The following is a 12767-nucleotide window of genomic DNA, read 5'->3' on the forward strand; positions in this document are numbered from 1 at the left end:
CTACCCCATCCCCATGGTCAAGGAGTCGCCGGTCCACTTCGAGTGCCGCTACCTGTCCACGCAACGGCTCATGGGCAACTCCAACCAGGGCAGCATCGACGTCGTATTCGCGCGGGTCGAGAAGATTCACATCGATGACGATTATCTGACCGAGGATGGGCTGCTCGACATCCTCAAGGCCGAGCCGATCGCCCGCATGGGCTACTTCGACTACACGGTAGTCCTCGAGAAGTTCGAGATGCGCGTCCCGGGCGCCTCTGAGGAAGCCCGGCAGGGCCTGGAAGGTACCGCCAACTAACCTCATGGTTTCACGTGAAACCATTGATATGTGACCTGTGCAATACTGGGGATCAATCTTGGCCCTTTGAATCTTTTCAGGGAGTTCCCATGACCACTGTGCACAACTACTCTGACCTGCTCCCCGACGTCGACTTGGACAAGGGGCGCGAAATCATCAATCCGGCGACCGAAGAAGGTCGTCGGCGTCGCGCCCGTCGGCACGGTGGATGACGTCGACACTGCGGTGAATAAGGCTCGCGCAGCGCAGAAAGACTTCGACCGAATAGGGGATGCCGCCCGCCGCGACCTTTTGCTCAAGGCTGCTGACGCCATCGAGGAACACGCGGAGGTGCTGGCGGAGCTGCTCTCCCGCGAGCAGGGTTAGCCGCTCAACGGGCCGAACGCGCGCTTTGAAGTCGGTGCGTGCTCGGCCTGGCTGCGCGGCACGGCGTTCTTCGATTCCCCGGACTACACCGCGGTGGAGGACGACATCACGGCCGGGGTGCACTACCGCCCCCTAGGCGTGGAGGGAGCTATCGGCCCGTGGAATTGGCCCATGATGATCACCGTCTGGCATGTGGCCCCGGCGCTGCGGATGGGGAACGCGGTCGTTGTAAAGCCTTCCGAATACACGCCGCTATCCGTGCTGGCGTTGATGAAGATCATCAACGAAGTGCTGCCCGAGGACGTGCTCCAAGTGGTTACCGGTGACGGTGAAGTAGGCGCGGCGATGTCGACGCACTCCGGGATCGACAAGATTATGCTCACCGGATCGACCGCCACGGGTCGTAAGATCGTGGAATCCTCCGCGGCCAACCTGACGCGCCTGACGCTAGAGCTGGGCGGTAACGACGCCGGCGTCGTCCTGGATGACGCGGACATCGACGCTATCGCAGGCGATCTCTTCTGGGGTGCATTCATTGATACCGGCCAGACCTGCGCGGCGATGAAGCGCCTCTACGTACCGGCGGCACAATACGACGTCGTGGCTGCCCAGATTGAGGTGGCTAAAAACTCCCCCATGGGCGTTGGTCTCGAGGAGGGCAACGTGCTTGGTCCGCTGCAGAACCAGCAGCAATTCGAGATCGTCGACCGCTTGGTCAAGGAGGCAAAAAACGGTGGCGCCACGGTGCTGCTCGGCGGCGAACCGGACTACGACGCGCCGGGCTACTTCTATCCCGCCACGTTGATCAAGGACATCGATCCGGATAACGCGCTCGTGGTGGAAGAGCAGTTTGGCCCAGTGTTGCCGATCATTGACTACGAGGACGAGGAGTGGGCCATCGAGTAGGCGAACAAGCTGGATGTCGGGCTGGGGTCGTCAGTCTGGTCCAGCGACCGCGAGCGTGCGCGCCGCGTGGCTGCCCGGCTGGAGGCCGGAACCACGTGGATCAACGGCCACGGCGGGGTGGATCCCCGTGTGCCCTTCGGCGGCGTTAAGTCCTCCGGCTACGGGGTGGAATTCGGCGCGGAGGGACTGAAGGGCTTGGCCTACCCGCACATCATCAACGGCTAAAGGCCGAAACTGGCCGGGGAGATAATTCACCGCAGCGCAACGTGGAGAGAACCTGGTATTAACCTCCGGGGACTTGGATGGTCAGACATGGTGTCGAGGCTCTGAGCTAAAGAGCCCACGCTAAAGTCCCTATCTCTATCACTTGTATGAAGGAGTTTGCGCATGAAACTCTCCGGTTCCTTTAGCCGCTACTGTCCCTCCCACCGCCCGCGTGCGGCAGCCGTTATCGCGGGCGTGGCGACCGTGGGGCTGGCGTTAACTGCCTGCTCCGAACCAGCCTAAAACGGCAACGGCGGAGGCGACCCCGCAGCCGAGGGCGACCAGACGACCCTGACGGTCTACACCTCCGAGCCGGAGGACAAGGTTGATGAAATCAACGCGGCGTTCGAAAAGGCACACCCGGATATCTCCGTGGAGGTCTACCGCGCGGGTACGGGCGACCTGAATGCCCGTATCGAATCCGAAAAGTCCTCCGGCGGTATTGAGGCCGACGTCCTGTGGGCGGCGGACTCCGCCACCTTCGACCAGTACGTCGCCAGCGACGACCTGAGCCAGCTAAAGGACGTGGACACCTCCAGTCTCATCGATGAGGCAGTCTCGGAGGACGGTTACTACGTCGGCACCCGCATCATCCCGACGGTGATCGCCTACAACACCGACGTTATCGATGAGGCTGACGCCCCGCAGTCATGGGCCGACTTGGTCGACCCGGAGTATCGCGACAAAATCGTTCTGCCGAACCCGGCGGTCTCCGGCGCCGCGGCCTTCAACGCCTCGGTCTGGAAGAACCACGAACAGCTCGGCGAGGACTGGATCAACCAGCTGGGTGAGAACTCCCCGATGGTGGCGGAGTCCAACGGGCCCACCTCCCAGGAGATCGCATCGGGCTCGCGCCCGGTGGGCATCGTCGTGGATTATCTGGTGCGCGACCTGGCTGCCCAAGGCTCGCCCATCGCCACCGCCTACCCGAGCGAGGGCGCACCCTACATCACGGAGCCGGCTGGTGTCTTTGCCGATAGTGAACAGCAGGAGGCCGCCGAGAAGTACATCAACTTCCTGCTGTCCGAGGAAGGCCAGAAACTGGCGGTGGAGCAGTCCTACCTGCCGGTTCGCGACGACGTCGGAGTGCCGGAGAACACCCCGGCCCTAGACGAGATTGAGCTCATGACCCCGGATCTGGACACCGTGACCGAAGACAAGAATGCCGCGGTCAAGGTATTCCAGGACGCGATGAACTAAAGCCTTGGCAAGTACACTTACGCGAAACACTCAGCGAAGCGCCCAGGCCACTAAGGCCTCCGGCACCGCCCCCAGCGCCACGTCGCTGTTGTCGGGGGTTTCCCTCGCCCGTTTCGGCACCTGGCTCGTGGTCGCCGGGGTCTTCGTCATCCCGCTGTCTCTGGTCGTGGCCCTGGCTTTGGGCGGCAACCAGTGGCCCCTGTTGCTGGATAGCGGGTTGGGCCAGGCGGCGTGGAACTCGTTCTTTACCACCTTGCTCTCCGCGGTGGGCGCGGTCATCGTGGGCACCGCCATGGCGCTGGTGCTGGACCGCACTGACGCGGCAGGCACGCGGTGGCTGCGTCTGCTGCTGCTCTCCCCGCTGCTGGTCCCGCCGTTTATCGGGGCCATCGCCTGGATGCAGCTGTTCGGGCCGGCGCAGGGGGTTAACCGCCTCTTCGGCACTGCGGTATGGAATATCTACGGCGCCGACGGCGTGACGGTGTTGATGCTGGTCCACTCCTACCCGATGGTCTACATCATCATTGCTGCGGCGCTGCGGGGCCTGCCGGCGGATCTGGAGCAGGCGGCCCGGGTCTCCGGCGCCGGCCCGTTTATGGTCTTTTGGACCGTCACGCTCCCGCTGCTGCGGCCCGCGTTGCTGTCGTCGTTTACGCTGACTGCGGTGTCCAACCTGGCTGACTTCGGCATCCCAGCCATCCTGGGCTCGCCGCAGGGCTTCGAGACGCTGGCGACGATGATGTACCGCTTCATGGACTCGGGCACTGTCTCGAATCCCCTCCAGGTGGTCTCCACGCTGGGCCTGGTGCTGCTCCTGCTGGGCATCGGCGCTGTCATCGCTGAGCACGTGGTGTCCCTGCGGGCGGCGACGACGCTGCAGGCAACGGGCGAACCCGCGCTCTTCGAGCTGGGCGCTCTGCGCGCGGTGGTCTTTGCGATCGCGTGGTCGGTGGCGTTGGTGATTGCCGTGGGCCCGTTGGCGGGGCTGACGTACCGAGCCCTGTTGCCTGCGCCGGGTGTGCCGTTTACGTGGGAGAATATCTCCCTGGATAATTTCACCAACGCGGTGTCTAACCCGCGGGTTATTGACGGCTTCCAAAACTCGCTCTTCCTCGCGCTGAGCGCCGCCGTTTTGTGCGGCATCATCGGTTGGGCGGTCGGCCTGGTCGTGACCCGCACGCGCCTGTGGGGCAATACCGCTCTGACGCTCGTGGTGCTCCTGCCGACGGCATTGCCCGGCATGATCGTGGGCATCGCCTGGCTGATCTTCGGCCGCTACACCGGCATCTACAACACGATCTGGGTCATCCTGGGCGCGTACGTGTGCGCCTTCACCGCCCTGGTCCTACAAGCCGTGCGGGCTCCCCTGCGGACCACTCCCCTAGCCGTTGAGGAGGCCGCGCGGATGTCCGGCGCCGGGCAAGTGCGGGCGTTGCTGTCTACGACGGGCGCTATGGCGATCCCCGCCGCCATTTCTGGGGCGGTGCTCGTGGCGGTCACTGCGGTGCGCGAGCTAACCGTGTCGATTCTGCTCATCGCGCCGGGCACCACGACCCTGGGCGTTCAGGTTTTCAATCTGCAGCAGGCAGGGGCTTATAACGAGGCGGCGGCGCTATCGCTGATGTTTAGCGTGGTGGGCATCGTCGCGCTCGCGCTGTCCGCCCGGTCCCCCGGGGAAGGAAAATAAGAAAAGTGTCATTTCTGGAATTACAAGACCTGACCGTCGATTTTCCCGACGGAACTCGGGGCCTAGACTCGGTGAGCCTAGCGGTCGAAGAAGGCGAATTCGTCGCGCTCGTGGGCCCGTCCGGGTCGGGAAAGACTACGCTGTTGCGCACTATTGCTGGGTTCGTCCACCCCACGGCGGGCGTACTCCGCGTGGCGGGCGAGGATCTAGCAGGCCTGCCCCCGGAAAAGCGCCGCATGGGCATGGTCTTCCAACAGCACGCGGTCTGGCCGCACATGAGTGTCGCGGACAACGTGGGCTATCCGCTGAAGATGGCAGGCGTTGCTGCGGCTTCGTGCCGGGAGCGGATCCACGAGGTGCTAACCATGGTCGGGCTGGAGGGTATGGCCAAACGCAAGCCCTCTACTCTCTCCGGCGGGCAGCAGCAGCGAGTGGCGCTGGCCCGTGCGGTGGTGGCGAACCCGAGCGTGCTACTCCTCGACGAGGCGCTATCTGCCCTCGATGAGCCGCTGCGCGACAAACTGCGCCGCGATCTCACGGCCCTGGTGCGCACCCAGGGGCTCACGGCGGTCCACGTGACCCACGACCGCGCCGAGGCCCTAGCGGTCGCCGATCGCATTGTGGTCCTGGCCGACGGTCGCATCCAGCAGATAGCCACGGCCCCGGAGTTGCTCCACTGCCCTGCCAGTCCCGCGGTGGCGCGGTTTATCTCCGACGCCACGGTGCTGGACGGCCGCGTGCGCAACAGCGCAGTGGAGTGCCCAGACCTCGGTATTGGTTGGGAGGACTTCGCCTGGGCGGCAAGGCAAGAGCGGGAAGCCGGAAACGCTACCCCACCCGACGGCGGAGCGGTAGAAATCGTCGTCCTGCCCCGCACCGTGGAGGTCACCGCGCCGGGTCAGAAGGGCGCCGTCGACGCCACGCTGACCTCGGTGCTCTTTGAGACCACGGCGTATTCGGTCACGGCCGAGACCGGCTCCGGGCACACCTTCCGTGCCAGCGTAGGGCTGGAGCACCACCCCAAGATCGGCGACGCCGTAGGGCTGAAGATCAGCCGGCCGATGGTCTACCCGGAATCGGCCGCAGACCGCGCTTAAGGCGGGATTAATTCGCCCTCAAGGCTCGTCTATGCGCCGTCCGAGGGATCGAAGCCGCCGTCCACGCGCCAGGTGCGGGTGGTGTGCAGGGAGACGCTCGCCTCGGGGTCCTCGACGTCTGAGACGCGGTAGTAGCGCATCTCAACGTCGTCGGCGCGCAGCTGCGCGACCGCATAGCCGTGGGCGTCGTAGTCGAGGTGGTTGACGTTGGGGTTCGCGTCCTTGATGGCGCCTTCTACCAGCTGGGAGGTCGAGTTATCCTCCGCGTGGTAGATGCCGGTGGCTTCGGTCAGGATTTCGTCGACGTTCGGCGCGGAGATAGACGTGGTCACCATCTCGCAGGCGACTTCCTTGTCGCCGGTGTAGATGGAGTTGGCCCACTCGGAGTGGATATCGCCGGTGACGAAGAAGTTGTGGCGGCCGCGTTCCCCCAAAAGCTCGAGCAACTTGTCGCGGTCGTGGGTGTAGCCGTCCCACTGGTCGGAGTTGAGCGCGATACCGGAGCGGGAGGCCTTCATCGCCTGGATTGCTTCTTCGGCCTCGCGGTTGCCCGGCATGGTCAGCAGACGCATGGGCGACATCATCACCGAGTTGCCCAGCACCATCCAGCGCGCCGGAGAGGTCTCCACGACGTCGGTCAACCAGGCGAACTGCTCGCTGCCGAGCATGGTGCGGTCCGGGCTGGCGAAGTTGGCGGCGGTGGTTTCCGCGTCCCGGTAGCTGCGCAGATCCATCAGCGTCAGCTCCATGAGGTCGCCGAACTGGAAGCTGCGGTACAGGTGGCCTTCCTGCGAGGTGCCGGCCTTGCGCAGCGGCATCCACTCGAAGTAGGCCTGCAGGGCCTGGTCACGGCGGCTGGCCCACTGGCCCTCGGCGAATCCGTCGGTGTGGTTTTCCGCGCCGTCGCGCCAGGCGTTGTTCGCGGACTCGTGGTCATCCCAGGTCACGACCCACGGGGCGGAGGCGTGCGCGGCCTGCAGGTGGGCGTCGGTGCGGTACCGGCCGTAGCGCATGCGGTAGTCCTCGAGGGTGGTGATCTCCCACGACGGGTGGTGCGGGCGGGCGATGCCGGACTTGCCCACGTACTCGCCCGTGCCGTACTCGTAGATGTAATCGCCGAGGAAGACCACGAGGTCGAGCTCGCCGGACCAGCCGCGCTCGGCCATGTCGCGGTAGGCACAGAAGAAGCCGGACTCGTAGTTGGCGCACGATGCCACGGCGAAGGTCAGCTGATCCGGGCTATCCCCGTGGGCGGGTGCGGTCTTGGTGCGACCCACCGGGGACTCGGCCCCGGCGTGCGGGCCGTCGGCAACGCGGAAGCGGTAGTAATACTCGGTAGCCGGGCTCAGGTCGTGCGGCTCGGCGTGGATCGTGTGATCGCTATCCGGGCTGGTGGTCTCCGTGCCGCGGGCGACGATGTCGCCGAACTCCTGGCTGGTAGACACCTCCCAGTCGACGCGGATGGGCTCGCCCAGGCCGGAGCCGGGCAGCGAGTCACGATCCGGGGTAACGCGGGTCCACAAAACCACGGAGCTCGGCAGCGGGCCGCCGCTGGCGACACCGTGTAAGAACGGCAGGCTGGCACCGGAATCCTGGTTATAAATATCCAACGGGGAGGTTGGCTCGTCTTGGGCAAAGGCGGGGGCCGCGGCGATGCCGGCTGCGGTGAGCGAGGCGGCAGTCAGTGCCGTGCGGCGAGAGAAACGGGTTGTCTTCATGGCTGACAAACTAACCCAGTCCCGGGCCGCTCGCTGGGGGAATAAGAGCTGGTAGTTGAGTCTTAAGTAGAAGTTATTCCCTGAGTAATCTGACTTTAACCTGGCATTTACCTGTATTTGTTTCCATGTGCCCAACGTTTTGCTCAAGCTGGGTGGTTTACGCGGGGTGACCGAAGTTCTCTCTCCGTGACCACCCGGCTCTAAAGCTGTAAAACAACTCGCCCAAAAACTCTGCTTTTGGTTCTGCCACACGGACCGTGGGGCACCGCACGCTCGATGACAGTGATGAGCTGCAGCGCCACTAGGCCTTGTGGCAGGGCCGTTTTACCAGGAAGAAGCTCATGATTAAAGCTCGCCTCAACCGCTCATTCGTGGCGCTTGGTTGCGCCTTGTCTGTCACTCTTGCCTCCGGCGCCGTCATGCCGACCACCGCTCAAGCGCAGGAATCCCCGATTTTCCGCCAGGTCCTACAGCCGGGTGCGGATGAAACCTCCGTCATTGTCTCCTGGCGCACCAAACACAAGGGCGAGGAAAAGCTCAAGGTCTACCCGACCGGGCAGGAAGACCAGGCGAAGGAATTCGATGCCAAGGAAAAGGACGCCGGCCGGATCCTCTACCTGTCCAACTACGCGACCGCTACCGGCCTGACGGAAAACACCGAGTACACCTACGTGGTGGGCTCTGACGAGGGCGGCTGGTCCGCGCCGCAGACGTTCAACACCGGTTCCTACGGCGAGGACTGGTCCTTCGTCACGATCAGCGACGCGCAGATCGGCGTAGACGCCAAGATCGAGGAACAAACCGAGCAGTGGAACAAAACCATCAATAAGGCCATCGGTGACGTTCCGGACTCGCAGCTCGTCTGGTCCCTAGGCGATCAGGTTGAAGGCTGGGGTGCTCCCCTGGCCCAGTACGACGGCTTCTTCAGCCCAGATGTTGTGCGGCAGGTCCCGCTCAGCGCTATCCCGGGCAACCACGAGGGCTACCCCTCCGCGATTGCTTTTGGTGACTACGACGAGCACTTCATCAACCTGAACCAGGCCCCGGACGTGCGCGATTCCTGGTTTGAGCGCAACAACGTGCTCTTCATCAACCTGGACTCCAACGCGAGCCAAGAGGACGACATTGAGCGCCACAAACGCTTCCTCAAGGACACCATCGATAACCGTGGCGCCTTCAACGATTGGGTAATCGTGGGCATGCACCACTCCCTGTACTCGCAGGCCACCCACTACACCGACACCGACGTGGGACGCCTGCGCGACGGTCTGGCCGACACCTTCTCTGAGCTCGGCGTCGACGTGGTCCTGTCCGGCCACGATCACATCTACACTCGCACCCACCTGATGAACGGCCAGGAGCCGGTAACCGAAGGCCCCGGCAAGCGCAATGACAAGCTCTCCCCGAACGATAATGAGGTCCTCTACCTGACCACCACCAGCGCTGGTGGCGGCAAGTTCTACGATTTCCAGGACGTCAACGGCGAAAAGCAGCCGAATGCTCGCATGGAACACGTCCCGCAGGAACTGGTCCACGACTCCACCGCCTACTGGCGTCAGGATTACACCCCGGACTACCTGCGGGTGGACGTGACCGGCGAGGAACTCCGGCTGACAACCTACGACGAGCCCACCGGCGCACTCGTCGACCGCGTCACCCTGGAAAACCGCGACCGCGCCCTCGTCGATCCGCGCGAGGAGCAGCCGGAACCGACCGAAGAGCCGACTACCGAACCGTCGACGGAGCCCTCCGAGGAGCCGACCACCGAGCCGAGCGAACCGGAAGAGTCCACTGAGCCGGGTAAGCCGGGCGAGACCGAAGAACCTTCGAGGCCGAGCAAGCCGTCTGAGCCGGCGAAGCCGGGCAAGGAACCGAATAAAGAAGGCAGCTCGAGCAGTAGCGATGCTAACTCGCAGGGCTCGTCCAACGTGTTCTGGGGCTTCACCCTGGTCGGGGCGCTGCTGGGCGCGCTTGGCCTGGGTAGCTGGGCAGGCTGGAAGTATCTGCCGCACCTGATGATGAAGCCGGTCAAGAACTTCTTCGACCGCATCTTTGGCTAGGCCCCAATCTAGCCGGCACGGCAAAAGCCGCGCGGCGCTGAAAAACTTCGGCGTTCGCGCGGCTTTTCGTCACTGAAAGATAAGCGAAGTGTCCGGATGGTGATGATGGCGCTTTGAATTGTTCAGTTGCCTTCAGCATTCGGGTCCAAAAATTTGGCCCCGGCTTAACCTAAACTGACACCGCTAACCTGCGGCGACTACAATGTGTGCCTATGACTAACCCGAGTGATTCCACGGATACTACCGCGCACCGCTATACGCCGGAACTGGCTAACCAGATTGAGAAGACCTGGCAGCAGTACTGGGCAGATAATGGCACTTTTAACGCGCCGAACCCGGTCGGCGACCTGGCTACGGATGGTCAGTTGCCGGCGGAAAAGCTCAACGTGCAGGATATGTTCCCCTACCCCTCCGGGGCGGGGCTGCACGTGGGCCACCCGCTGGGTTATATCGCTACGGACACCTTCGCCCGCTACAACCGCATGCTGGGTAAGAACGTGCTGCACACTCTGGGGTATGACGCCTTCGGCCTGCCGGCTGAGCAGTACGCCATCCAGACGGGTACGCACCCGCGGACGACCACGATGGCCAATATCGACAACATGCGCCGACAGCTGGGCGCCCTGGGTCTGGGCCACGACCCGCGCCGCAGTGTGGCTACCACGGACCCGGAGTTTTACAAGTGGACGCAGTGGATTTTCCTGCAGATTTACAACGCCTGGTTTGATGAGGAGCAGGGCAAGGCCCGCCCGGTTTCGGAGCTGATCCAGGAGTTGGAGGCCAACAAGCGCACCACCAAGGACGGGCGCTACTACGAGGACCTGACCGCGGCGGAGAAGGCTGAGGCGGTGGACGAGTTCCGCTTGGTCTACCTGTCGAATTCCACGGTGAACTGGTGCCCGGGCCTGGGCACCGTGCTGGCCAACGAGGAGGTGACCGCGGACGGCAAGTCCGAGCGCGGTAACTTCCCGGTCTTCCGCAAGAACCTGAAGCAGTGGATGATGCGCATTACCGCGTACTCGGACCGGCTGCTCGATGACTTGGAGCTGTTGGACTGGCCGGAGAAGGTCAAATCCATGCAGCGCAACTGGATCGGCCGCTCCCGGGGCGCGGACGTGAACTTCACCGCGGAGGGCCAGGAGATCAGCGTCTTCACCACCCGCCCGGACACCCTGTTCGGTGCGGAATACGTGGTGCTGGCGCCGGAGCACGAGCTGGTCGACCATCTGCTCTCCCCCATCCCTTACGACGACGACATTGATGAGCGCTGGACCTACGGCCACGATGACCCGAAGGAGGCCGTGGAGGCCTACCGCGAGGACATCGCCGCGAAGTCCGACCTGGAGCGCCAGGAAAACAAGGACAAGACCGGCGTCTTCCTGGGTACCTATGCCACCAACCCGGTCTCCGGGAAGCAGGTCCCGATTTTCATCGCGGACTACGTCCTGACCGGCTACGGCACCGGCGCCATCATGGCGGTCCCGGCCCACGACACCCGTGACTACGAGTTCGCGCAGACCTTTGGCCTGCCGATCACGGAGGTTGTCAGCGGCGGCGACGTCAGGACCGAGGCCTGGACCGAGGACGGTACCCTGGTCAATTCGGCTAACGATGCCGGGCTGGATCTCAACGGCCTGGACAAGAAGGCCGCCATCGCCCGCACCATCGCCTGGCTGGAAGAGACCGGCAAGGGCTCGGAGAAGATCCAGTACAAGCTGCGCGACTGGCTGTTTGCCCGCCAGCGCTACTGGGGCGAGCCTTTCCCGGTTGTCTACGACGCGGACGGCCACGCCCACGCCCTGCCGGAGTCGATGCTGCCGGTCGAGCTGCCGGAGGTAGAGGACTACGCGCCGGTTTCCTTCGATCCGGAGGATCGCCACTCGGAGCCGCAGCCGCCGCTGGCCAAGGCCCGCGAGTGGGTCGAGGTCGAGCTGGACCTGGGCGACGGCCCGCAGACCTACTACCGCGACACCAACGTCATGCCGCAGTGGGCCGGGTCCTCCTGGTACCAGCTGCGCTACGTGGATCCGACCAACGACGAACAGTTCTGCGATCTTGAGAACGAGCGCTACTGGACTGGGCCGCGCCCGGAGGAGCACGGCGCGAATGATCCGGGCGGCGTCGACCTGTACGTCGGCGGCGTGGAGCACGCCGTGCTGCACCTGTTGTACTCCCGTTTCTGGCACAAGGTGCTCTACGATTTGGGCTTTGTCAGCTCCAAGGAGCCGTACCGCCGCCTGTTCAACCAGGGCTATATCCAGGCCTATGCTTACACCGATTCCCGCGGCGTCTACGTGCCGGCCGCCGAGGTTGAAGAGAAGGACGGCAAGTTCTACTACAACGGCGAAGAGGTCAACCAGGAATACGGCAAGATGGGCAAGTCCCTGAAGAACGCCGTCGCGCCGGATGACATCTGCCGCGACTTCGGCGCGGACACGCTGCGCGTCTACGAGATGTCGATGGGCCCGCTGGACACCTCCCGCCCGTGGGCCACCAAGGACGTCGTGGGTGCGCAGCGCTTCCTGCAGCGCCTGTGGCGCCTAGCCGTCAACGAGGAGACGGGTGAGCTGGCTGCTACCGATGCCGCCTTGACCGAGGACGACTTGAAGGCCCTGCACCGCACCATCGCGGGCGTGCGGGACGGCTACGAGAACCTGCGTCTGAACACCGTCGTGGCCAAGCTGATCGAGTACGTCAATTACCTGACCAAGGCCTACTCGAACGGCGCGCCCCGCCAGGCCGTTGAGCCCATCGCGCAGATGGTCTCCCCGGTCGCCCCGCACATCGCGGAGGAGATCTGGCGCCGCTTCGGCCACGCAGAGACCATCACCTTCGAGCCCTTCCCGGCCTACGAGGACAAATACCTGGTGGACGACGAGATCGAGGTCCCGGTCCAGATCAACGGCAAGGTCAAATCCCGCATCCACGTCGCTGCCGATGCCGACCAGGACACCGTCTTGGCCGCCGCCTCCGCCGACACGAAGATCGCGGAACTGATCAGCGGCAAGAACGTGGTCAAGCAGATCTATGTGCCCGGCCGCATGGTCAACCTCGTCGTGAAATAGCCGGGCAGGGCAAGTCGGGGACGGGCGGATACTTCCTTTTGGGGTAATCCGCCCGAAAACCCGCGGTGAGATGGGGTGGTTTCACTGCGGGATGGTCGCTGAGGCC

Annotated in this window: 6 protein-coding genes and 2 pseudogenes; 7 read left to right on the forward strand and 1 reads right to left on the reverse strand. The window is 64.0% G+C overall.

The genetic code is table 11. The features are described 5' to 3' along the window. Window positions 1–13: 13 nt before the first annotated feature. The 5 genes and pseudogenes from QQS52_RS08935 (at window position 14) to QQS52_RS08955 (ending at window position 5818) form a co-directional block, all read left to right on the forward strand. On the forward strand, window positions 14–298 hold the full coding sequence (locus tag QQS52_RS08935; protein ID WP_472773535.1) for a hypothetical protein: 285 nt from the start codon (window positions 14–16) through the stop codon (window positions 296–298). A gap of 89 nt (window positions 299–387) precedes the next feature. After that, window positions 388–1795, forward strand: a pseudogene (locus tag QQS52_RS08940) (aldehyde dehydrogenase family protein). A 162-nt stretch (window positions 1796–1957) separates the two neighbouring features. Continuing rightward, window positions 1958–3034 (forward strand): annotated as a pseudogene (locus QQS52_RS08945) (ABC transporter substrate-binding protein). Between the two features lie 85 nt (window positions 3035–3119). Further along, window positions 3120–4721: an ABC transporter permease gene (locus tag QQS52_RS08950; RefSeq protein WP_472773576.1), complete on the forward strand. Its 1602-nt coding sequence runs from the start codon at window positions 3120–3122 to the stop codon at window positions 4719–4721. Between the two features lie 5 nt (window positions 4722–4726). Beyond that, window positions 4727–5818 (forward strand): ABC transporter ATP-binding protein, encoded by a 1092-nt coding sequence (locus tag QQS52_RS08955; RefSeq protein ID WP_472773536.1) that lies wholly within the window; start codon window positions 4727–4729, stop codon window positions 5816–5818. A 29-nt stretch (window positions 5819–5847) separates the two neighbouring features. Here the strand turns inward: QQS52_RS08955 and QQS52_RS08960 are convergent, their stop codons facing one another. Next, entirely contained in the window at window positions 5848–7536 is a 1689-nt protein-coding gene (locus QQS52_RS08960; RefSeq protein WP_472773537.1) for an alkaline phosphatase D family protein, read from the reverse strand. Window positions 7537–7877: 341 nt separating this feature from the next. Between QQS52_RS08960 and QQS52_RS08965 the strand changes: the two genes are divergently transcribed. Next, the gene (locus QQS52_RS08965; RefSeq protein WP_472773538.1) at window positions 7878–9596 is read left to right on the forward strand and encodes a purple acid phosphatase family protein; all 1719 of its coding nucleotides are present in this window, start codon (window positions 7878–7880) and stop codon (window positions 9594–9596) included. Between the two features lie 212 nt (window positions 9597–9808). Then, window positions 9809–12661 (forward strand): leucine--tRNA ligase, encoded by a 2853-nt coding sequence (leuS, locus tag QQS52_RS08970; RefSeq protein ID WP_472773539.1) that lies wholly within the window; start codon window positions 9809–9811, stop codon window positions 12659–12661. The last annotated feature ends 106 nt before the right edge of the window (window positions 12662–12767 follow it).

It is taken from the genome of Corynebacterium sp. 1103A, from assembly GCF_055700955.1.

Coding starts and splice junctions, on each gene's coding strand:
- QQS52_RS08935 (WP_472773535.1), top strand. CDS start 14: ATGGTCAAGGAGTCGCCGGTCCACTTCGAGTGCCGCTACCTGTCCACG.
- QQS52_RS08960 (WP_472773537.1), bottom strand. CDS start 7,536: ATGAAGACAACCCGTTTCTCTCGCCGCACGGCACTGACTGCCGCCTCG.
- QQS52_RS08965 (WP_472773538.1), top strand. CDS start 7,878: ATGATTAAAGCTCGCCTCAACCGCTCATTCGTGGCGCTTGGTTGCGCC.
- leuS (WP_472773539.1), top strand. CDS start 9,809: ATGACTAACCCGAGTGATTCCACGGATACTACCGCGCACCGCTATACG.